Annotated in this window: 19 protein-coding genes; 13 read left to right on the forward strand and 6 right to left on the reverse strand. The window is 45.8% G+C overall.

What is annotated here, in order from left to right:
* Positions 1 to 63 precede the first annotated feature (63 nt).
* Together EMM73_RS09405 and EMM73_RS09410 are read left to right on the forward strand one after the other, a co-directional pair.
* Positions 64 to 966, forward strand: coding sequence for an AraC family transcriptional regulator (locus EMM73_RS09405; protein ID WP_127686189.1), 903 nt, complete (start codon positions 64 to 66; stop codon positions 964 to 966).
* Between the two features lie 187 nt (positions 967 to 1,153).
* Entirely contained in the window at positions 1,154 to 2,794 is a 1,641-nt protein-coding gene (locus EMM73_RS09410) for a methyl-accepting chemotaxis protein (protein WP_127686190.1), read from the forward strand.
* Between the two features lie 20 nt (positions 2,795 to 2,814).
* On the opposite strand, the gene EMM73_RS09415 is transcribed toward EMM73_RS09410, so the two are convergent.
* Positions 2,815 to 3,921, reverse strand: coding sequence for a dienelactone hydrolase family protein (locus tag EMM73_RS09415; protein ID WP_127686191.1), 1,107 nt, complete (start codon positions 3,919 to 3,921; stop codon positions 2,815 to 2,817).
* 246 nt (positions 3,922 to 4,167) lie between these two features.
* Between EMM73_RS09415 and EMM73_RS09420 the strand changes: the two genes are divergently transcribed.
* The 5 genes from EMM73_RS09420 to EMM73_RS09440 all read left to right on the forward strand — a co-directional run bounded on the left by EMM73_RS09420 (position 4,168) and on the right by EMM73_RS09440 (position 12,992).
* Positions 4,168 to 6,333 carry a prolyl oligopeptidase family serine peptidase gene (locus EMM73_RS09420; RefSeq protein WP_127686192.1) on the forward strand — a complete coding sequence of 722 codons (2,166 nt, stop codon included), beginning with the start codon at positions 4,168 to 4,170 and terminating at the stop codon, positions 6,331 to 6,333.
* 111 nt (positions 6,334 to 6,444) lie between these two features.
* Complete coding sequence (gene ltaE / locus EMM73_RS09425; RefSeq protein ID WP_127686193.1) at positions 6,445 to 7,515, forward strand: low-specificity L-threonine aldolase; 1,071 nt, start codon at positions 6,445 to 6,447, stop codon at positions 7,513 to 7,515.
* A gap of 398 nt (positions 7,516 to 7,913) precedes the next feature.
* Positions 7,914 to 8,423 (forward strand): hypothetical protein, encoded by a 510-nt coding sequence (locus tag EMM73_RS09430; protein WP_127686194.1) that lies wholly within the window; start codon positions 7,914 to 7,916, stop codon positions 8,421 to 8,423.
* 291 nt (positions 8,424 to 8,714) lie between these two features.
* Positions 8,715 to 11,954, forward strand: coding sequence for a S41 family peptidase (locus tag EMM73_RS09435; RefSeq protein ID WP_127686195.1), 3,240 nt, complete (start codon positions 8,715 to 8,717; stop codon positions 11,952 to 11,954).
* Positions 11,955 to 12,119: 165 nt separating this feature from the next.
* On the forward strand, positions 12,120 to 12,992 hold the full coding sequence (locus tag EMM73_RS09440; protein ID WP_127686196.1) for a 3-keto-disaccharide hydrolase: 873 nt from the start codon (positions 12,120 to 12,122) through the stop codon (positions 12,990 to 12,992).
* 64 nt (positions 12,993 to 13,056) lie between these two features.
* Here EMM73_RS09440 and EMM73_RS09445 read toward each other — a convergent pair whose 3' ends face one another.
* Positions 13,057 to 13,485, reverse strand: a complete 429-nt coding sequence (locus EMM73_RS09445; RefSeq protein ID WP_127686197.1) for a hypothetical protein — start codon at positions 13,483 to 13,485, stop codon at positions 13,057 to 13,059.
* A gap of 305 nt (positions 13,486 to 13,790) precedes the next feature.
* On the opposite strand from EMM73_RS09445, the gene EMM73_RS09450 reads away from it, so the two are divergent.
* Positions 13,791 to 13,979: a hypothetical protein gene (locus tag EMM73_RS09450; protein WP_127686198.1), complete on the forward strand. Its 189-nt coding sequence runs from the start codon at positions 13,791 to 13,793 to the stop codon at positions 13,977 to 13,979.
* A 113-nt stretch (positions 13,980 to 14,092) separates the two neighbouring features.
* Here EMM73_RS09450 and EMM73_RS09455 read toward each other — a convergent pair whose 3' ends face one another.
* Positions 14,093 to 14,689: an FMN-binding negative transcriptional regulator gene (locus tag EMM73_RS09455; protein WP_127686199.1), complete on the reverse strand. Its 597-nt coding sequence runs from the start codon at positions 14,687 to 14,689 to the stop codon at positions 14,093 to 14,095.
* A gap of 6 nt (positions 14,690 to 14,695) precedes the next feature.
* Positions 14,696 to 15,091, reverse strand: coding sequence for a GNAT family N-acetyltransferase (locus EMM73_RS09460; RefSeq protein ID WP_127686200.1), 396 nt, complete (start codon positions 15,089 to 15,091; stop codon positions 14,696 to 14,698).
* 90 nt (positions 15,092 to 15,181) lie between these two features.
* On the opposite strand from EMM73_RS09460, the gene pdxR reads away from it, so the two are divergent.
* Both pdxR and EMM73_RS09470 read left to right on the forward strand, forming a co-directional pair.
* Entirely contained in the window at positions 15,182 to 16,621 is a 1,440-nt protein-coding gene (gene pdxR / locus EMM73_RS09465) for a MocR-like pyridoxine biosynthesis transcription factor PdxR (RefSeq protein WP_127686201.1), read from the forward strand.
* A 343-nt stretch (positions 16,622 to 16,964) separates the two neighbouring features.
* Complete coding sequence (locus tag EMM73_RS09470) at positions 16,965 to 17,678, forward strand: DUF445 domain-containing protein (protein WP_127686202.1); 714 nt, start codon at positions 16,965 to 16,967, stop codon at positions 17,676 to 17,678.
* Between the two features lie 53 nt (positions 17,679 to 17,731).
* On the opposite strand, the gene EMM73_RS09475 is transcribed toward EMM73_RS09470, so the two are convergent.
* Positions 17,732 to 18,520, reverse strand: a complete 789-nt coding sequence (locus EMM73_RS09475) for a PhzF family phenazine biosynthesis protein (protein WP_127686203.1) — start codon at positions 18,518 to 18,520, stop codon at positions 17,732 to 17,734.
* 106 nt (positions 18,521 to 18,626) lie between these two features.
* Here EMM73_RS09475 and EMM73_RS09480 point away from each other — a divergent pair, with 106 nt between their 5' ends.
* The 3 genes from EMM73_RS09480 to EMM73_RS09490 all read left to right on the forward strand — a co-directional run bounded on the left by EMM73_RS09480 (position 18,627) and on the right by EMM73_RS09490 (position 20,111).
* The gene (locus tag EMM73_RS09480; RefSeq protein WP_127686204.1) at positions 18,627 to 19,016 is read left to right on the forward strand and encodes a cytochrome b562; all 390 of its coding nucleotides are present in this window, start codon (positions 18,627 to 18,629) and stop codon (positions 19,014 to 19,016) included.
* A gap of 69 nt (positions 19,017 to 19,085) precedes the next feature.
* Positions 19,086 to 19,529, forward strand: coding sequence for a MarR family winged helix-turn-helix transcriptional regulator (locus EMM73_RS09485; protein ID WP_127686205.1), 444 nt, complete (start codon positions 19,086 to 19,088; stop codon positions 19,527 to 19,529).
* 72 nt (positions 19,530 to 19,601) lie between these two features.
* Entirely contained in the window at positions 19,602 to 20,111 is a 510-nt protein-coding gene (locus tag EMM73_RS09490) for a DUF1993 domain-containing protein (RefSeq protein WP_127686206.1), read from the forward strand.
* Positions 20,112 to 20,215: 104 nt separating this feature from the next.
* On the opposite strand, the gene EMM73_RS09495 is transcribed toward EMM73_RS09490, so the two are convergent.
* The gene (locus tag EMM73_RS09495) at positions 20,216 to 21,001 is read right to left on the reverse strand and encodes a substrate-binding periplasmic protein (RefSeq protein WP_127686207.1); all 786 of its coding nucleotides are present in this window, start codon (positions 20,999 to 21,001) and stop codon (positions 20,216 to 20,218) included.
* Positions 21,002 to 21,037: the final 36 nt, after the last annotated feature.

Below are 21,037 nucleotides of genomic sequence, written 5' to 3' on the forward strand. Positions count from 1 at the left end.
AGCCACCTTCTTCAGAAGGTGGATTCTTTACACTGCGTTTACAAATCGTCAGAGGAGTGAAGTGTGAGTAATTTAATCGAGCAGCAACTTGAGCAGTTAAAAGCGCAGCTTATGCCTCATATGCCAGCCTATGGCGCTATGGAAAGTATTATTCCGGATCTGTGTCTGTATCGCACTGAAGTGACCACTGAGATCACTGCTGTGGTGTATGAGCCTTCGCTATGTATTATGTTGCAGGGCGAAAAAGAGGTTTATCTTAGCAATGACCGCATTGTGTATGACCCTTTAAGTTATCTGCTGGTGCCTGTGACAGTGCCGGCCAGCGGTAAAGTGACGAAAGCCAGTGCAAAAACGCCTTATCTAGGACTTCGATTAACCATAGATTTAAAAGAACTGGCTGATTTAGTTATTGATGTAGGTGGCAGGGTAGAACGTAGCAAAGAGCAGGTAAAAGCTATATCGGTCGGGCGGGTGGATGAAGGATTGTTGTCCGCTATAGCTCGTCTGCTGCAGCTGCTGGATAAGCCATCTGATATCCCAGTGCTTTACCCACTACTAAAACGCGAAATTTTATACCGCTTATTGTTAGGTGATTTAGGCAGCCAGTTACGTGACTTTATGCTGCTGGACAGTCAGGGCCATCGCATCAGTAAAGTAATTGAAATACTGCGGAAAAAATTCAATGAACCGCTACGGATTAAAGATCTGGCCGACGAAGTGCATTTAAGTGAGTCGGCTTTGTTTCAGGCGTTTAAGGCCGTAACCGGCATGTCACCTTTGCAGTATCAGAAGAAACTACGCCTGAACGAAGCGCGGCGTATTATGCTGCATGAAGGCATCGAAGCCGCTACCGCCAGCTATAAAGTAGGCTACGAAAGCCCGTCACAATTTAGCCGTGAATACAGCCGTTTATTTGGCGCACCACCTAAAACCGATATAGAAAGAGTGCGTTTGCAAGGCCAGTAATGAACATAGGTTCTGCCGTCAATTTTATGGATGAATAAATCTCATATATATATTTGCGAATTCACACCATTGAGGGCAGTGAAATTGAACAATGCCATGTAATAATCTCGCCATAAAAAGCTCAAGTCAGCTTTAGACCTGTGTTCAGGCACAGCCCTATCATTTTTGCATCAGGTAGTAAGTATTCATGTTTAAATCTAAAACTATCAGCCTCAGGCTGATTCTGGCGTTTTCAGTGCCACTGCTACTATTAGTTATATTAGGCAGTCAGAGCTATTTTTCTGTCCGGGCTATGCATCAGCATATTGATACTTTATACGACAAGCGGATTAAACCTTTGACTGAACTCAAGTTGATTGCTGATGCTTACGCTGTGAATGTGGTAGATGCAGTAAACAAAGCCAACGCAGGTTTCTTTACAGCCGAGCAGACTGTACAGGAATTACAAAAAGCCCAGCAGATCATCAAAGAACAGTGGTCTTTGTATCAGGCTCATCCTATGCAGACGGATGAAAAAGAATTAATCCGACAAACCCAGCAATTGTTCAGCGCAGCTGACCAACAAATTATTGCAGCCATTGAGCTGCTATCCTCGAAACAAGGTTCAGTCATGCGACAGCTGGATAGCATGGATGGTCCTTTGTACCAAACCATAGATCCGATCAGTAATCAGATTTCTGCCTTAATCCAATATCAATTGGATCAATCTGCACTGATTGATCAGCAAGCTACCCTTTTATACGATAGCGAAGTCTGGTGGATCTGGGGTATTACTCTGCTTGCTTTTGCAGGTAGTGCAGTTGCTGGCTATGTTGTGACTCAGCGTATTTTACGCCAACTGGGCGCTGAGCCTATGCAGGTCGTAGCTTTGGTCAAGGAAATTGCAGCTGGACGTTTGGACCTGAACATCAATCTCGACAAAGCACAACCTCAGAGTTTACTGTTTGCTTTGAAGCAGATGGTTGATCAACTCATCGGCGTATTAAAACAAGTACGTCAAGTTGGCGACCTGGTGAATCAAAATTCACTCACTCTGGAGCAAAATAGTCATCAGGCCTCTGCTCAACTGACTCAGCAAAAAAATGAAGTGATGTCTGCCAGCGCTGCGATGAACGAAATGACCACTACTGTGGTCTCTGTCGCTCACAGTGCCCGTCAGGCTTCGTTAAAGGCTGAATTTGCCAGCCAGGAAAGCGTGAGTAGCGCTAAAGTGATGGACCAGACACTGCATGCAATGCAGCAGTTGCAGCAAAATATTTTGTATTCAACCCGGGCTGTACAAAGCCTTTCCGCTGAAAGTGAACAAATTAGCCAAGTGATTGAAGTGATCCGAGGCATCGCTGACCAAACTAATTTACTGGCACTGAATGCGGCTATTGAAGCGGCCAGAGCTGGTGAGCAGGGCCGCGGTTTTGCTGTAGTAGCGGATGAGGTCCGTACCCTGGCAAGCCGCACTCAGCAATCGACCCAGGCGATACAACAAATTATCGGTACTTTGTTAAGTGGTGTGGATCTATCTCTGCAATCCATGGAGAAAAGTACAGAGGAAGTGCAGCAGGTAGTGGAGCTGGTGAATCAATCCGGCAGCAGGTTGCAACAAATTAATCAAAGTGCCCAACTGGTCTGGGACATGAGCTCTGAAATTGCCAGCGCAGCAGAGCAGCAAAGTGTGGTGGCTGAGGATATCAATAAAAATGTCAGCTTTATCCACCAAGGGGCAGAGCAAAGCTCAGTTGCTGCCGCTACTGTGTTGCTATCAGCGGAACAGTTACAACAGTTGTCTGAGCAACTAAAACAGCAAATTGCTTATTTCCGTTTACCGGCCTGAGTGAAGTATCGAATCAGATTTTAATCAGAAGGTGCTAAACGCCATTGTTCGAGCCAGCTCCAGACCTGCTCTTGCTGTTGCTGGTTAAATTCGTGGCGAGCTTCAGTCCAGATCTCAGTGCGAAGCGCTGAGTCTGCGTCAAAAGCCTGCCAGACTTTTTTCAATTGGCTCTGACCTTGTATCACCCCTTGCACCGGCATCAGTGGGTCTTGTCCGCCATTGATTAAATACAAAGCTTTAGGCGCTACTAAACTAACCTGATCCACTATATCCAGCTTGCGGGCTAAGCCGGGGTGCAGCAGATAAAAAGACGACTGGCCTTTGGTCAGGTTTTGTCCTGGCTGCACTAAATGCCGATAAGTATTAAACCAGCAAATAGCCGCTGCAGCTTGAATATGCTCTGACAAAGCCGCCACCTGCCAGGCCCGGTAAGCCCCCATTGAAAAGCCGATAGCAGCAACTTTGCCTTTGGGCACATGGGGTCTTTGTGCTAAAAATTGAGCTAACTGCATATCTTCATAAGCCGACAAACCTGCAAGCGAATGCCCTGTCGCCAGCAAATTAGCGGCCAATTGCTGTTGCTGTTCGTACAGCACTGGCCCACGTTCACCAAAACCTAAGGTATCGGCGGCCAGTACCAGATAACCTTGTTCCGCCAGTTCATCGCCAATAAAACGGCTGCCGTAATGTTTGTCTACCCAGTGTTGCGCTTCTGTTTTGACGCTGGAACCGGCAAAAGGCCGGATCATTTTTTCTTTACCTATAACAAAATAAGCACCGTGGTCATGCAGCAATAAAATAGCAGCTTTAATCGGCTGGCTTTTAGGTGTGAGCAGCAAGGCTTTGCTATGACTGATACTGCTTAACGGAATTTGCCATAGTTCTGCCTGATAACGGCCTCTGTCTTCCTGTTGCAGCATTTGTGCCTCAGCCAGAGGGTATTTCGCAGGCGCAAGCAAAGCATCCAGATAAAACTGACGTTGCTGCTGTTGCCATTGCTGCACAGGCATTGGGGTTTGCCAGCTTCCCGGATAAGTGGCGGCAGGACTTACCGGCACTGTACTATCAGCATTGACACAAAAAACAGCTAGACCCAGCCAAAGCGCAGCACTTAATCTGAACATCATGTAATCCCACCAATCTTTTATGCAGCATAAAACAAAGCTGAACAACAAGCCGATATTCTGTCGATTTATTCCATAAACCGCACAGCTCTGGTGATTAGTCGCGTCTTTTGACAGCCTTGGTTCAAACAGGTGCTTTGAGCTGGCAGTTTTGTTATGCTCGGTATCGAATTTTAGTAACACTCACCCATTCGTCAGTGAAGCACCGGCTTCCACTGCGGAGGGTATAACATCCGGGGAACAGGATAGATGAGATACGCATTAAGCGCAGTGGCATTGGCTTTGTTAACAGCCTGTGGCCAACCAAGTGACACCACAAAAACACAAGAAACAGTTATGACAGAAACTCAGGCCGCTCACCCTTTTACTTACCCTGTCACCGCTAAAGGTGACGTAGTAGACAGCTATTTTGAAGAAAAAGTGGCAGACCCGTACCGCTGGCTGGAAGATGACCGCAGCAGCGAGACAGGCAACTGGGTCAAAGAGCAAAACAAAGTGACTTTTGCTTACCTGGACCAGATCGCTTACCGCGACCAAATTAAACAACGTTTAGAAGCGCTATGGAACTATGAAAAAGTAGGCGCGCCTTTTATTGAAGGTGAATACACCTACTTCTTTAAAAACGACGGTTTACAAAACCAGTCTGTGCTTTACCGTAAAAAAGGCGATGGCGAAGCTGAAGTCTTTTTAGACCCAAATACCTTCAGCACTGATGCGACTACCTCTTTGGCTGATGTGTCTTTTTCTGACGACGGTAAAACTCTGGCGTACTCCATCTCTGAAGGGGGCAGTGACTGGCGCAAAATTATTATCATCGATGTTGAGACGAAACAACCCATTGAAGAGACCTTGGTAGACGTCAAGTTCAGCGGTGTATCGTGGAAAGGCAACGAAGGTTTTTATTACTCCAGCTATGACAAGCCAGAAGGCAGTGAGCTGTCTGCAAAAACCGATCAGCACAAGCTGTATTACCACAAGTTAGGCACTGCACAAAAAGACGACCCTGTGGTGTTTGGTGCTGTTGATGCTGAAAAACATCGTTATGTTGGTGGTGGTGTAACGGATGACGGCAAATACCTGATTGTTTCTGCCGCCAACGCGACCTCTGGTAACAAAGTTTTCCTGAAAGACTTAACCAAAGCCGATAGCGCTTTTGTCACTTTATATGCTGAAGGCAATGCCGATTTTGAATTTGTGGATAGCCGTGGTGATGCGCTGTATTTTGTCACCAACTTAAATGCACCGAATAAAAAGCTGATCAAAATTGATGCGACTGCACCTCAAGCTGATAAGTGGACAGAAGTGATCCCGGAAACTGCCAATGTGCTGGACGTGAATAAAGGGGCAGGGTTCTTATTCGCCAATTACATGGTGGATGCGATTTCTCAGATTAAACAATATGACTATGATGGTAAGTTAGTACGTGATGTCACATTGCCTGGCCTGGGCACTGTGTCTGGCTTTGGTGGTAAAACCAAAGACACGACTTTGTACTACAGCTTCACGAACTACAACACCGCACCTAGCACTTTTGCGTTTGAGCCAAAATCTGGCGAAACCAGTACTTATTACAAAGCTGCTGTGAAGTTTAATAGTGACGATTATGAGTCGAAGCAGGTGTTTTATACCTCTAAAGACGGTACTAAAGTGCCGATGATGATCACCCACAAAAAAGGCATCAAACTGGATGGGTCTAACCCAACCATGTTGTACGGTTATGGCGGTTTTAACGTCAGCCTTACTCCAGCCTTCAGCGTAGCCAACCTGGTATGGATGGAAATGGGCGGAGTGTATGCTGTGCCTAACCTGCGTGGTGGTGGTGAATACGGCAAAGCCTGGCATAACGCCGGTATTCAGCTGAAAAAACAAAATGTGTTTGATGACTTTATTGCTGCAGGTGAATACCTGATCGCAGAAAAGTACACGTCCAGCAATAAACTGGCTATTCGTGGTGGCTCTAACGGTGGTTTGTTAGTTGGTGCTGTGATGACACAACGGCCTGATCTGGTGAAAGTTGCTATTCCTCAGGTGGGTGTACTGGATATGCTGCGTTACCACACTTTCACCGCTGGTGCGGGTTGGGCCTACGACTACGGTACTTCTGAGCAAAGCAAAGAGATGTACGATTACATCAAAGGCTACTCGCCAGTGCATAACGTTAAAGAAGGTGTGGTTTATCCTGCAACTCTTGTAACGACAGGCGATCACGATGACCGTGTAGTACCAGCCCATTCCTTTAAGTTTGCTGCTGAACTGCAAGCTAAAGCCACTGGTCCTAACCCACAGATGATTCGCATTGAAACCAATGCTGGTCACGGTGCCGGTGTGCCGGTATCCAAGCAAATCGAGTTAGCTGCGGATATCTTTGGTTTTACTTTGTTTAATATGGGTGTGAAAGAGCTGCCTAAGCAGTAAGTACTTTTAGCACTATTACTTGAGATAGCAGCTTAACCCTGATAAAAAACCAGAGCTTTTAAAACTCTGGTTTTTTTTACTCTTTAAAATCTTAATAAACAGAGGGAATGCATGACAGACTTTCGCAGTGACACAGTGACTCAACCCAGCGAAGCAATGAAGGCCGCTATGCTGGCAGCCCCTTTGGGTGATGACGTATTTCAGGATGACCCGACAGTAAACGAGTTGCAGCGTTATGCGGCAGAGCTATTAGGTTTTGAAGCAGCTTTATTTGCGCCAAGTGGTACTCAAACCAACTTAATAGCCCTGATGGCGCATTGCCAGCGTGGTGATGAAGCTATAGTTGGGCAACAGTGGCATACCTATAGATGGGAAGGTGGTGGTATGGCCGTACTCGGTTCTATTCAGCCACAACCTCTTGAGCATCAGCCTGATGGCACTTTAGCCTTGGAACATATAAGAGCTGCGGTAAAACCTGATGATCCACATTTTGCCCGCACTAAATTGATTGTGATGGAAAACACCACAGGCGGCAAAGTACTGCCACTGGATTATATGAATTCAGTGGCGACTTTGGCCAAAGAGCTTGGATTAAAGTGCCACATAGACGGTGCCCGTTTGATGAATGCTGCTGTGGCTTTAGCGACTGCTGATGATTCAGATCCAATTCAAAAAGCCAGACAACTCTGCGCTGGTTTTGACTCAGTGTCTTTATGTTTATCCAAAGGTTTAGGCGCACCTATTGGCTCTTTGCTGCTGGGCAGTCATGCTTTTATACAGCAGGCAAGACGACTTCGGAAAATGCTGGGCGGTGGCATGCGTCAGGCTGGTGTGTTAGCGGCTGCCGGTTTATATGCATTGCAGCATAACATTCAGCGTCTGGCAGAGGATCATCAAAATGCACAACAACTGGCAGAAGGTTTACAACGTATCGCTATTGAACATCCACGACTTAAAGGCAAGCTGGAGTTGGTGTCTGTTCATACCAATATTTTGTTCACAGATATAGCCGCAGATGTAGCGGATGATGTATTGGAGCATTTGGCTGAACAGGGTATCCGGTTAACTAGCAGTAATTGCAGCAAGGCGGATCAAGACTATAAGAGAGTTCGCTGGGTCACACATCTGGATATTCAACCTGAGCACATTCAGCAAGCTATTGATTCTTTGCGAGTGTTTTAGAGCTGCCAGAAAGTGCTGTAAGAGGCACTTTTTAACCCTGCTTGTCATAGCCTGGATAACCTGAGTTGGGCATCAGGCGTGACACTTAAAATGCCCTTTTGTGCCTCTAAGCGTTATTTTGTCTAGCCATAGCAGACTATGGCATGTCACAAAACGCCTTCAGATCGGTAAAAATTTGCGAATTCAATCAGTGAAGAAGTAAGCTTAGGGCAAGAATTAGTTTATCTATATGATTGATATAGTTAAATGCAGTGTGCTCCGACACTGATTGTCCTGCACACAGCTTTAATAGGTATTTATATAACGAAAATATCAGAAATATATAAAGTTGATATCGCTTCCTACTCCTATAGTCTGCTGGCCCACTATCGGGCACATAACAGATATGGAGAACTGAAATGGAACAACAATCTTTAGTCTGGTCTTTACCTCCGCAAAATCTGAGCGCTTGCCATAGTACTATTCAAGGCTTGAAGGATTACCAAAGCCGTTTTTGGGCTATAGGTTTAAATGGCGACACTCTGCAACCTGATAGCTTTCTGAAATTTTTTGAAGATCGCAGCCTGCCTTTTGCATATTTTGTGCGTAGTCAGGGTGTATCCGCAGGAAATGAGTCTGCTTATGAGGTGAATGTCAGTACCCTACAAAGTTATATCAATCAACAAGTAACAGCTGAAACACAGCTGGTAAATGCTATTGTTACTCAGCTCAAAGACTACCAGGCTCGTAACTGGGCCATTGGTTTAAATGGTGATACGCTGCAACCTGATGGTTTTGTTGCATTTTTTGGCCAGCGTCAATTACCTTTTGATTATTATGTTCGTAGTCAGGGTTTGTCTTTAGGTGAACCAACAGCCTACAACAACAATATTCAAACTCTACAGAAGTACCTACAGACGGTGAAATAACTGTTCCAGGGGGCGAGAGCCCCCTTTTATTGAATAACCTGAGCCCGGCATAAGCCGCAGCACTGAATAGCCATCTTTTCGTGCTTCCTTGTATGCCCGGTCTGGACATAGCAACTGATACTTAAGCAAAACAGCGTAAGCACAGTGCCCCTTCCATGTCACACTTGATGTAGGGTTCGAATTATTCAGACTAGGCTGGGATTAACGACCTGATTTCTGAGGTGGTACCCTCTGTTTTTCTTTGTTGAAGCTGATAAGGTAAAAGCAGAACAAAATACTTTCAGGACCACTATGAAACTTAGTTTAGCTGCTTGCCTTTTGGCAGCACTTTTTACCAGTGCTTATGCAGATGCAGCCTATTATCGTTCACCCTCGATACAGCAAAACCAACTGGTTTTCACCGCGGAGGGAGATTTATGGCTCAGTGACATCAATGCTGAAGATGCCAAACGTTTGACCACTCACCCTGCAGAGGAAACTCAGGCTTTGTTCACGCCAGATGGCCAGGCTGTGGTCTATGTGGCAGCTTATGACGACACCCCGGATATCTATTATTTATCTTTAAAGGGGGGCTCACCGAAACGGCTTACTGCACACAATGCCAAAGTAAAGCTGCAAGGCTGGAGCCTGGATGGCAAATTGCTGTACAGCACTGATGCCACGACGGGACCAGTCAACACTTGGGTGTTGAAACTGATGGATATAGACACTCAACAAACTGAAACTTTGCCGCTATTAGATGCGGTAGAAGCTGTATTGGATCAGCAAAATGGCTATGTTTATTTTATCCGTTACGGTTTGCAACTGACAGGCGATAACGCCAGGCAGTATCAGGGCGGTGCCAAAGGCCAGTTATGGCGCTGGAAGCTGGGTTCAGTGCTCGAAGCTGAACGCTTGTTGGCAGATCATCAGGGCTCTTTACGCAATCCTATGCTTTGGCAAGGCCAGCTGGTGTTGGTTAGTGATGCGGGTGGCAATGCCAATTTATGGTCTTACGATCCTGTTTCTAAACAGCTAAAAGAGCTGACTACACATCAGGATTTTGCCGTACGTTCTGCCCGTCTTGAGCAAGGTAAAGTGGTTTATCAGTTAGGTGCAGACATTAAACTGCTGGATTTAAGCTCGGGTCAAAGCAGCACTTTAGCTCCTGCTTTGGTGACAGACTCTCCGCAGCAACGTCAGCGAGTATTAACAGAACCTCTAAAGTATTTAACCTCCAGCTCTGTCGGTTTTGCCAAAGAGAAATTAGTACTGACGCTGCGCAGCAAAGTACAAGTCTTGTCCCGTTCGCCACAACGTATTGTTGAGCTGGCTGTACCTGAAACAGCCCGGGCCCGCGGGGCTGTGGTCAGCGAGGATGGCAAATGGGTCTATCTGATTTCGGATCAATCCGGTGAACCTGAAATTTGGCAATATGCAGCCGATGGTTCAGGTAAAGGCAGGCAACTGACCAATGACGGCCGGGGTTTTCGCTGGAATTTAGCTTTATCGCCGGATGGCCGTTATCTGGCGCATGATGATAAACAAGGCCAGCTTTGGGTGTTCGATTTAAAGACCGGTAGCAATCAGCTGGCCCATAAAAGTGGCTTTGGTTTAAGCCCATACGGCGATATGGTCTGGAATAAATTCAGTAATATATTGGCTTTTACCGCCGAAAAAGATGGCACCGGCCGTCAGCAAATTGGCTTGTATTCCATCAAAGAGCAGCAGGCAAAACTGCTGACTACAGATAAATACAATTCCTACAGCCCGGCTTTTCATCCGGATGGCGACTGGTTGTACTTTTTATCCGAGCGCGAGTTAAAACTAACCCCAGGTTCACCTTGGGGAGATAGAAATATGGGGCCTGCTTTTGATAAAAGAGCTCAGGTATTTGCTTATGCGTTAACCAGCTCGGCGCAGTTTCCCTTTGATGCAGAAACTGAATTAACCGCCGGGCTTGAAGACCAGGGTAAAGCTGTTTCAGTGAAAGACTTGCCAGGGCAGTTGTGGCAAGTACCGGCAGCAGCGGGGAATTATCAGAAACTGCAGGTTGGTGCTGATTATTTATATCTGCATGAGTTTGAATACAGCGGCGTTGCTGGGCCGGTACGGGCTTTAAAAATTGAGCCTGAAAATAAAAAGCTGCTGAGTTTTGCTGGTAAAGTGAGAGCACTACAAACTAGTGCAGATGGTAACTCGCTGTTTCTGCAGTACGAAACAGAGCCGGGTGAGTATAGATTTTTCTTAGGCTCTGCCGCGGCGAAGGCACCAGAGGGTGAAGAAGCTGAACCTTGGGCTATAGACAAAATTAGCCTGGCAATAAAGCCTAAAGCGGAGTGGCAACAAATGTTCCATGATGCCTGGCTGATGCACAGAGAATTCTTATTTGACCCAGCCATGCGAGGTGTGGACTGGGGCACCACCAAAAGACGCTATCAGCCTTTACTTGAAAGGGTGACAGACAGATTTGAGCTGGATGATTTACTGACACAGCTGATTGGCGAATTGTCTGTCTTGCACTCGCAGGTGCGGGGCGGTGATTATGCCAAGGCTAGTGAAAGCAGCAAAGCGGCCAGTCTGGGAGGTGAATTTGTCAGCCGCGATGGCAAATTAATACTACAGACTATTTACCAGACCGACCCTGATTTACCTGCTATTGCCAGTCCGCTGAACAAAGCCGGAGTGGAACTGAAAACTGGCGATCACTTGCTGGCGGTGAATGGTAAAGCTGTGACTTCAGTATTGGATTTACATCAGGTTTTACAGCAACAGCTAGGTCAGCAGGTATTGCTGCAGCTGCAGCGAAATGACAAAACACTGAAGAAGGTCGTAGTACCTGTCAGCTCGCAACAAGAGCAAATGTTGCGTTATCAGCATTGGGTACAGCAGAAAAAACAACAGGTGGAACAGCAAGGCAAACAGCAACTGGGTTATTTGCATTTATACGCCATGACAGCCAACGACATCAGCAACTTTGCCCGTGAGTTTTATGCCAACGTGGATAAACCAGGCTTGATCATTGATGTGCGCCGCAACAGAGGTGGCAATATCGACAGTTGGGTGATTGAAAAGCTGTTACGACGGGTGTGGGCCTTCTGGCAACCGACTCAGGGCAATGCTTATGGCAATATGCAGCAAAGCTTCCGTGGCCAGTTGGTGGTACTGACCGACCCACTGACGTACTCAGATGGTGAAACTTTTGCAGCAGGTATCAAGAGTTTAGGTCTAGGCCCTGTGATTGGGCAACAAACTGCAGGGGCAGGGGTGTGGTTGTCAGGTCGTAATTTATTAGCTGATATGGGCGTGGCTCGTGTGGCAGAAACCGCACAGTTTGATAAGGATGGCCGCTGGATTATCGAAGGCAGAGGCGTGAGCCCGGATGTAATGGTTGATAATTTACCTTACGCCAGCTTCAGTGGTCAGGACGCGCAGTTGTCCTATGCCATCAGCTTGCTGCAAAAACAACTGCAGGAAAAGGCTGTGCCTGAATTAAAAGCAGAACCTGTAACGCCTGGTATGGCCAAAGACGCACAAAAGCTGAACTGGTAATTAACTAAAATTGGGGTCAGGACATCTTGTTAATAGTGAACAATCTGTTCTGCCCCCAATTACTAAAAAACGTAACAGCCTTTGCTTCATTCGGATTATGTAAGCGCTTTACATCTGAGAGCTAAACTGGTATCCAATTGAAATCATTCACTATTGGATAAAGCTATGAAACTTAAATTCCTCTGTTGTTCGATCCTCTTGTGCAGTTATTCAGTTGCAGCTGCTGACTGGCAACCCTTACTGGATAAAAACCTGAGTCAGTGGGATACCTATTTAAGCTATAAGCATAAAGAGTCTTATGATGGTTCAGTGCCTAAAGATGAGCATGGAAATCCTATAGCTCCTATAGGTTTAAATACCGGCAACGAGGTACATAAAGTTTTTACTGTGCAGGAAGAAAACAGCGAGCCAGTGCTTAGAGTCAGTGGTGAAATTTATGGCGCTGTGACCAGTAAAAAATCCTATAAAAATTATCATTTAAAACTGCAATTTCGTTGGGGTGAGAAAAAGTGGCCACCTCGTCTGAATAAACTCAAAGACAGTGGCATTTTGTATCATGCAACAGGTGAGCATGGTCAAGAGTACTTCCGCTCCTGGATGTTGTCGCAGGAGTTTCAAATCATGGAAGGTCATAACGGCGATTATTGGCAACAAGCCACATCGGCTATTGATATCCGCGCTTATCAACCCGAATTTATTATGAATGCAGTAGCTGATGAGACTCAGCCCTTTATAAAAGTGGGCAAAGGTGAAGAGCTGCAGGGTTTTGTATTGCGGAAAGAAAACCATGAAAAACCTGCAGGGCAGTGGAACACGCTGGAGCTTATTGCTTTTGAAGGGCAAAGCTTGCATATAGTGAATGGTCATGTGGTGATGGTGTTGCGTAATTCCAGATATGTTACGCCAGAAGGCAAAATTGAGCCTTTAATTGAAGGAAAAATTCAGTTGCAAAGTGAAGCCGCAGAACTGTTCTACAAAGGCATACTCATTAAACCTTTAGAGCAAATGCCGGCAGAATACAGCAAGCTGTTTTTATAATTCTACTGCAGTGAAGGCAGCCAAATGGCTGCCTTCAGTTCAGTGCGCTAGTTGAACAAGAACGTCAGAATTTATAGCCAGCGTTAAAGACGGCAACAGTTCTGCTGTCGCCATCACGACGGCCAGCATCGTAATCTGCTGTGCCTAAACCACCACCTAAAGTCCAGCCACGACCGCTAAAACCACTGAAGTGGTAATCATAAGTGGCCAGTAACAAAGCTTTGCTATCAAACACATCAGAGCCTGATGCATAGTGAGCACCAAATACGTGCTGACTACCGGCAGATGGCGCTATATGAAAACCCAAAGCTGCACCGCCTACACCCACACCGACGTAAACAGCCATATTGTCTTCGCGGTACATAAATTTACCGCCTAAGTCGCCGTATTGAGAGCCAAAACCTGCGGCTGGTACAAATTCACCTGCCTGAGCAACGCCTGTTGCGAATACTGTTACGACTACTAAAGTGGCCAGAGTTAATTTAATTTTCATTGTTATGATCCCTCTTTAAAACACATACCGGATCTTGCCCGGTTCACATGGAGCGGCAGTGTACCTTGGTTAACTAAACGGCCGCTTACTGCTGTTGAAGCTGGTTTCGCAGAAGGATTTGGCTAAAAAATTAGGGATAATGTCTGGTTGAAAAACGAGCATTCAGTTCAGCTTAGGCTCATCTTTACAGGCGCAAACTAAAAATCCATCTGCCAGTGGGCTCTGTAATGAAGTGTAGATTTTAGCCCCTGGCAGTCTCAATACCACAAGGTATTAGCTTAAGTATAAACACAGGAGTGCATCTTATGAGTGCAATCAAACAACAGAAAAGTGCGCAGCCCTTTACCTTTGATGCCAGCAAGGACAATACAGATTTAACTCAGCAAGAGCGCCGGGCTTTAAGTTTAGTCTGGAGTGATGCTGAGTCAGAGGTAGTGAAAGCCAAAAACCCTGACTTCATTACAGATCACTGTGCTGAGCTTGGTTATAACTAAGCTGCAGTGCGGCCACTCATCTGTAGCTCTGGTTTTAGTCAGTACTCAGGCAAGGTAGTCGCTGGTTTTATACTGAGCCCGCAACCATCTTCTGCTTTGCTTGTTTTTCGCTGTCAGTTGCTTTGATACAAAGCCAGTTGTTGCATCAGTTGCCAGACGCTTTGAGGTTGTTCCGTCGCCTGTAAATAGTCTCCGACTTTTTGCCGCTGTTCTGCTGATTTATTCTGCGAGAGTTTCATTTTCCCAACAATGCTGCTGATCTCTATCCGCACCCCACAAATGCCGTTGACCAGCTTTTGCTGATAATCCGCAGCTTGCAGCATGCCGGGTGCGGAAAAACTTTCCTGCCTTCGTACTAAAGCCAGAGTTTGTGCTGTATCTAAAGCAAAAGCTGTACCTTTGAGTTCAACCAGGCTGTAGTTCCAGGTTGAAACTGCTTGCTCATCACCATAACAGTCTGCTGCGACAAAAGCATGAGGGCCCATAATCACAATTTGTACCTGCTGTTCATTGAGCTGCTTTAACTGTGGATTATTGCGCGCCAGATGACAAAATACAGTCAGATGATCCTCCTGCCAGTCCATTAAAAATGGCAAAGGGCTGTAATACAAATCCGGGCTGTTACTCAGCAGCAAACCAAAATAATGCTGTTGTAAAAAAGAGCGGATCTGATCTAAATCTTCGCTCTGAAAGTGGTTAGGTAAATACATAGTGTTTTAGCTTTCCCTTCTGACGACAAAAGCATTGTGGCATAACTGATAACCCACTTTGGGGTAATAACTCATAGCACTTTCGGCGCTGTGCAATAACTGCTGCACTTGTGGTCCTGTCACTACTTGCACCTGACGTAACAACTCTTTACCTATGCCTTGCTGTTGTAGGCTTTTATCAACTAATAAATCGCAGATATAGACTACCCATGCTTTGTCTGTCATGCAGCGCGCTAAGCCCACCAGCTTGCCGTCTTGTCGCGCTGTCAGCAGTAAATTCGCGCTGGAAAGCAGGGTTGCCATACGGCTTTTATCCTCTGTGGGTCTGTTAATGCCAGAGGCTTTATACAAAGTCAGCATTTCTTCTAAATCAAAACTGGATTCCACCTGATAACTCAGCATATACATTCCTGTTCGCTTGTAGAAGACGCTGTTTTATCGCTAAACTGGTTCTATAGAAAGTGCCAGTTTTGTTAAAGTGAGAGATCCAGTTTGCGTATAGAACTTGGAAATTTTTTTCTGAGCGGTGAAGGCAGTTTGCAGCAGCAGTTGTATCAGGCATTACGCGAAAAGCTGCTGACAGCGCAGTGGCCTGCAGAGGCCTTATTGCCTTCCAGCAGGCAATTGGCTGTGGATTTAAAGTTAAGCCGCAATACGGTCAATCAGGTGTTGCAACAGCTGGTGGCCGAAGGTTATTTGTTGGGCCAACCAGGCCGGGGTTATCAGGTGCTTGCTGTGGCTCCGGATCAATTTTTTCAGGCAAGCGGGCATGCTCAAGTAACGCAGGCACCAGCTCAAATCACAGTGTTTGACTATGGCGTCACAGCCAAAACCGGGCCAGCTTCAGGTTTACTGCAAACCGGAGTACCTGACTTGTCAGCCTTTCCTTTTGCCTTGTGGCAAAAGTTAACTCAGCGACATAGTGGCAGAAGTGCTTTAGCCGGTATGGCTGATGCTATGGGGTTTTTGCCACTGCGTCAGGCGCTGAACCATTATTTACGCCAGTCCCGTCAGGTGCTTTGTGATGAAGACTGTATTTTGATCACACCGGGCGCTCAGGCAGCTTTGTTTATTGCCACTAAGCTGGTGAGTCAGGCAGGGGATAAAGTGGCGATGGAATCCCCTGGTTATCCCCGTTTACGGCAGGCATTGCAGTTATCCGAAGCCGATATTCATTATATCGATGCCAGTTCAGACAGCGGGCTTGCCACTGCAGATCTCTCTCGCTTGAACGGCTGTAAAGCCTTGTTTGTGACTCCGGCTCACCAATACCCCATGGGCGGCATTATGCCGCTGTCAGAGCGATTGCATTTACTGGAATGGGCCAGGCAGCAGCACTGTGTTTTGGTTGAAGATGATTACGACAGCGAGTTTCAGTTTAAACACCGGCCTATTGCCAGTTTGCAGGGGCTGGCGCAAGGTCAAGGGGTGATATATATCGGCTCCTTTAGTAAAACTTTATTTCCTGCTTTGCGTTTAGGTTATCTGGTATTACCCAAACAATGGGTCGCGAAAGCTGCTGCTTTATTACAGGCTTTGTATGGCGATGTCGCTTTATTGCCTCAGGCTGTGACGGCAGATTTTATGCTTGAAGGGCATTTTGGCCGGCATTTGCGAAAAATGCGCCAGCTGTACCAGCATAAACAACAGTTTTGTCAGCAACTTATTGCCAGGTTTCTGCCAGAGGCAAAGCTACACGCCCGTTATGCCGGTTTACATATCAGCCTTGAGTTTCCCTATGAAGTGGCAGATCAGCAGCTAACGGCCGAATTGTTAAAAGCAGGCTACAGAGTGCAGCCTTTGAGCCGTTATGTATTTGCAGGTGCTGCGCGTACTGGTCTGGTGATAGGTTTAGCCAACAGTTCAGAGCAGCAACTGTTATCTGGTGTACAGTTTATTGCTCACTTGCTGCCTTTGTATAAAAAAGTTTGAAACGCATAAATTATTGCCTAAATTGCAAATGGGAATTATTATCATCTGAGTTGTTTTTACTGAAGCCAATACACCTGATGACAGAACCCAAGCCACAAAACACATCCCCTAAACTGATCAAAACTATAAGGCAATGGCTTGGATTTGCCGTTGTGCTAACTGGTGGCCTGATTTTACTGCTTGAAAGCCTTGCAGTGATCTCAGGTTGATGCTTTGATTCTGCTTACAGATCTTCGGACCAGGCGGCAGTGTTATCATCTGCAGGCGATAAAATCCTGATCTTGTTGTTCTTCTGCACACTGATTACAATCGCTGCCATTTCCGCTGTTTGTATGGAGTTCTGATGAATAAAAGTCTTTTAACCAATCTGTTGTCTTTAGTACTGATGGCTGCTGGCTGGTTGTTCGCCTTACCTTGGTTATGGGCTATCGGCTTGTTTGCCTTTTCCGGTGCTGTCACCAACTGGCTGGCTATTCATATGTTGTTTGAAAAGGTGCCCTTGTTATATGGTTCAGGCGTGATACCGGCTCGTTTTTCTGAATTCAAACAAGGTATTTATGATCTGATCATGGGGCAGTTTTTCAGCAAAGAAAATCTGCAGCGTTTGCTTGCCGAGCAACATGAGCAAGACGCAGTCAGCTTAAAACTGGCACCTGTGATTGAAGCCATCGACCTATCACCCGCTTTTGATGCCTTACTGGAGACAGTCCAAAAATCTTCTTTAGGTGGCATGCTGGCGATGTTTGGTGGTGCTCAGATGTTAGTGCCGTTAAAAGAGCCTTTTATCGAAAACCTGAGCCGTTCGTTAATCGAGCTGGCAGACAGCCCGGAAGTACAACAACAACTTAAAAATCAGTTGCACCAAGGCGATACTATTGATTTGTTGCAACCTAAAATTGCCGCTGTAGTCGAAGCTCGTTTAGCTGAGCTGACACCTGAAATGGTGAAAGACATAGTGCAACAGATGATCCGTCAGCATTTAGGTTGGTTGGTAGTCTGGGGCGGTGTCTTTGGTGGCCTGATAGGTTTATTAAGCAGCTTTATTCAGGTGATGTGATTTTAAAACAATAGTAAGGGCAGAGTTTTCTGCCCTTAGAATCAAGATAATAGTTAAGCTAAAAAAATCTCACCTTGCAAATAGAGTTTTGCCTGCCCCGAAACCAGCACTCTTTCACCTGCCAATTCACAGCGCAATACACCACCTCGTGCCGATGCCTGACAGGCCATTAACTGAGTTTTTCCAAGCTGTTCTGCCCAATAGGGAACTAAACCGGCATGAATTGAACCTGTCACCGGATCTTCATCGCCGCCATTGGCAGGCCAGAAATAACGTGAAACAAAGTCATACTCTGTGCCAGGCGCTGTGGCCACCACATCATAAGGCGCCAATTTTTTCAGTTCATGGCTGTTGGTTACTAGCTGCTTTACCTGCTCTTCATCGGTATAAATCGCAAAATAAGCCTGTGCACTTTGCAACACCAAAGCCGGAGCTATAGATAATCCTGCCATCAGGGCATCTGGCGCTGTGACCGGGCTGGCAAGGCGCTGAGGGAAATCCATTTGGATCCAGCCATCAGTTTGTTGGCTCACCACTAAGTCACCTACCTTCAGGGTGCTGAAGCGAAGGGTGGTACTGTTGCTTTGAGCAAATAATACAAAAGCTGCAGCTAAGGTGGCATGACCACAAAAATCAATTTCGGTGACAGGCGAAAACCAGCGGATCTGATAATGATCGTTCGCCAAAGGTAATACAAAGGCGGTTTCAGACAAGTTGTTTTCAGTGGCAATTTGCTGCATCAGTTCATCAGTTATAGTCTGCTGTAAAGGCACAACGGCGGCATAATTGCCTTTAAATAGCTGATCGGTAAAAGCATCTACCTGATAAATTGGAAGTTTCATCGTTATAAGCTCAGTATCTTGTGGTAAGTGGCAGCATATCAGATCAGAAAAACCCGCTAGCAGGATATTTTGCTTATAATACCGCAGTATTTTTTGAGGATTTTTGATGAAAGTAATAATTTCTGTAGTGATAACAGCTGTGTTGTTTTGTGGCTTTGCTTTTGCGAATGATGTGGATATGGAAAAAACTATGAAGCAAATGGCGCTGAACTTTAAACAAGCCAAAGAAGCGCAGTCAGTGGAGCAGATGAGGCTGGCATTAGCCAGTTTTGAAACTCAATTGCAGCAAGCGCAGCAAGGTAAATTTCAGGCAGACAAAGCAGAACTGTATCAGCAAGGTTTAAAAGAACTGGCTATTGAAGTGGACCAGGCTCAACTGTTGTTAGAACAGCAGAATTTGGACGGGGCGAAGCAGCACCTGGTGAAAATAGATGAGCTGCGGAAAAAGTATCATAAACATCGTAAACCCAGCTTCTGGCAACTGATTTTTGGCTAAGTTCTTAAGCTCGATTTCATCGTAGAACTGGAGTATATTGCACACAATTCAATTGAGTCTGGCCATCTGATGACGACAGAAAACGACGATTATTTAGTACTGGAAAAACAGCTATGTTTTTCACTCTACAGCGCCAGCCACCGACTGGTGCGCAGTTACCGCTTATTGCTGGACCCTTTGGATCTGACCTATCCGCAGTATCTGGCCATGCTGGTGTTGTGGCAGCAACCTGAACTCAATGTCAAAGATTTAGGTGAAAAACTGCATCTGGACTCAGGCACTTTAACTCCTTTGTTAAAACGGCTGGAAAACAAAGGCTTCGTTAGCCGGAACCGTAGTCAGCAGGATGAACGTGTAGTGCATATTCGCCTGACTGAGCAGGGACAGTTGTTAAAGGCTCAGGCCAGTCATATTCCAAAAACTATTTTTCAGCAATCTGGTTTAGCTTTAGAGCAGTTGCAGCAGTTGAAACAGAGTTGCGATCTATTATTTCAGCAACTCGAAGCCTTGTAATAGGTTTTCGCATCCCCATTTCAATCCTCAGATCCTTGCAAAGGGCAGGATGGTTTGAATGAGGCAAAAAGCATGAGTTTATCTTTCTACAGCGCGTCAGTTCCGGTCTTTAAGCAGTTCCTCACCAGTTTAAAAGATTTATTGGCTAAAGCTGAAAAATTCAGCCAGCAAAAAGAGCTGGCCGATGCGGTATTGCTACAATCGCGTTTATACCCTGATATGTTTCCGCTGCTGCGTCAGGTACAAATTGCCGCTGATTTTGCTAAAAGTGTACCGGCCCGGTTAGCTGGCGTTGAAGTGCCTGCTTATGAAGACAGCGAGCAGACTTTTGCTGAGCTGCAGCAACGTCTGGATAAAACTCTGGCTTTTCTTGATACTTTAAGTGCAGAGCAATTTGCCAATGCTGCAGAAAAAGAAATTGTATTGCGCGCTGGTACACCCAAAGAAAAACGTTTTACCGGTACCCAGTATTTAGCTCAATACGGTTTGCCACAGTTTTATTTCCACGTCACCACCAGTTACGCTTTATTGCGTCACAATGGTGTTGAAGTAGGTAAAAAAGACTATATGGGTCAAATTTAGGCGATGCGGTGGCGGGTCTAGTGCCCGCCCGTTTTGCGTTCAATACTGCTGAAGCTGAAGGTTTGAAGCGAACAAAGTTGAAGTTTAAATACGACCAGTAGTGATCATTCGAATTTTAAAATACCCTCTACAGCTTGTGTATTGATGTTGTGATACTGTTTTAAAATCATCTGCCATTTTTCAGCAATAAAGTGCTGCTGACCGCTTAGACGGAATCTTTCGGCAGCAGCTTTCCATTTCTGCATCAGTTTTGGATCTGTGCCTGGCTTTGACATCAGCAAATAAACCTCAGATGTTTTGAGTGAATAGACTGTTTTTATGTCGTCATATTGCAGACCTTCTTCCCACAATAAATGCTGAATACCCTGACTTTCGTAGACTATTAAATCCAGTCGACCTGACTGTAATCGACGAATATTCTGCTGATGATTAACGGAGGGATGCAAATTGTCAAAGTTCTGCTCTGTTAACCATTCTTCCCTGATATCCCCTCTGACCACACCTATAGAGTTTACCAAACGCAATTGGTCCAGGGTTTCAATATGCATTGAGCTTGAACGCATAGCGTATGCAGACCAGGTTTTTTCAATGAGTTTGTTAATCCAGTAAAACTCAGTTTCTCTTTTATCTGTTCTTGAGAAGCTGAAGAGCAACACATTAGGTTCAGTGCGGGCAATATGAATTGCACGAGCTTCCGGCATGACCTCTATTTTAGTTTTGTCATTCAGACTGGCCTGAATTGCCTTAACTACGTCCACAGAAAAACCAGTCAATTGGCCATGGCTATCCAGATAACTGGCCGGCGGCTCTATGATAGTGATGATGCGCAAGCCCTGAGATTGAGCCGAGAAACTGAGAAGAATAAAAAGAACTCCGGCAATAAACTGCATAATCACTTTGCTCGAATCATAAAAAACTCGTCTAGG

It is taken from the genome of Rheinheimera sediminis (assembly GCF_004005375.1).
In the GTDB taxonomy this organism is placed as follows: Bacteria; Pseudomonadota; Gammaproteobacteria; order Enterobacterales; family Alteromonadaceae; genus Pararheinheimera.

Coding starts and splice junctions, on each gene's coding strand:
- EMM73_RS09410 (WP_127686190.1), top strand. CDS start 1,154: ATGTTTAAATCTAAAACTATCAGCCTCAGGCTGATTCTGGCGTTTTCA.
- EMM73_RS09415 (WP_127686191.1), bottom strand. CDS start 3,921: ATGATGTTCAGATTAAGTGCTGCGCTTTGGCTGGGTCTAGCTGTTTTT.
- EMM73_RS09420 (WP_127686192.1), top strand. CDS start 4,168: ATGAGATACGCATTAAGCGCAGTGGCATTGGCTTTGTTAACAGCCTGT.
- ltaE (WP_127686193.1), top strand. CDS start 6,445: ATGACAGACTTTCGCAGTGACACAGTGACTCAACCCAGCGAAGCAATG.
- EMM73_RS09430 (WP_127686194.1), top strand. CDS start 7,914: ATGGAACAACAATCTTTAGTCTGGTCTTTACCTCCGCAAAATCTGAGC.
- EMM73_RS09435 (WP_127686195.1), top strand. CDS start 8,715: ATGAAACTTAGTTTAGCTGCTTGCCTTTTGGCAGCACTTTTTACCAGT.
- EMM73_RS09440 (WP_127686196.1), top strand. CDS start 12,120: ATGAAACTTAAATTCCTCTGTTGTTCGATCCTCTTGTGCAGTTATTCA.
- EMM73_RS09445 (WP_127686197.1), bottom strand. CDS start 13,485: ATGAAAATTAAATTAACTCTGGCCACTTTAGTAGTCGTAACAGTATTC.
- EMM73_RS09450 (WP_127686198.1), top strand. CDS start 13,791: ATGAGTGCAATCAAACAACAGAAAAGTGCGCAGCCCTTTACCTTTGAT.
- EMM73_RS09455 (WP_127686199.1), bottom strand. CDS start 14,689: ATGTATTTACCTAACCACTTTCAGAGCGAAGATTTAGATCAGATCCGC.
- EMM73_RS09460 (WP_127686200.1), bottom strand. CDS start 15,091: ATGCTGAGTTATCAGGTGGAATCCAGTTTTGATTTAGAAGAAATGCTG.
- EMM73_RS09470 (WP_127686202.1), top strand. CDS start 16,965: ATGAATAAAAGTCTTTTAACCAATCTGTTGTCTTTAGTACTGATGGCT.
- EMM73_RS09475 (WP_127686203.1), bottom strand. CDS start 18,520: ATGAAACTTCCAATTTATCAGGTAGATGCTTTTACCGATCAGCTATTT.
- EMM73_RS09480 (WP_127686204.1), top strand. CDS start 18,627: ATGAAAGTAATAATTTCTGTAGTGATAACAGCTGTGTTGTTTTGTGGC.
- EMM73_RS09485 (WP_127686205.1), top strand. CDS start 19,086: ATGACGACAGAAAACGACGATTATTTAGTACTGGAAAAACAGCTATGT.
- EMM73_RS09490 (WP_127686206.1), top strand. CDS start 19,602: ATGAGTTTATCTTTCTACAGCGCGTCAGTTCCGGTCTTTAAGCAGTTC.
- EMM73_RS09495 (WP_127686207.1), bottom strand. CDS start 21,001: ATGCAGTTTATTGCCGGAGTTCTTTTTATTCTTCTCAGTTTCTCGGCT.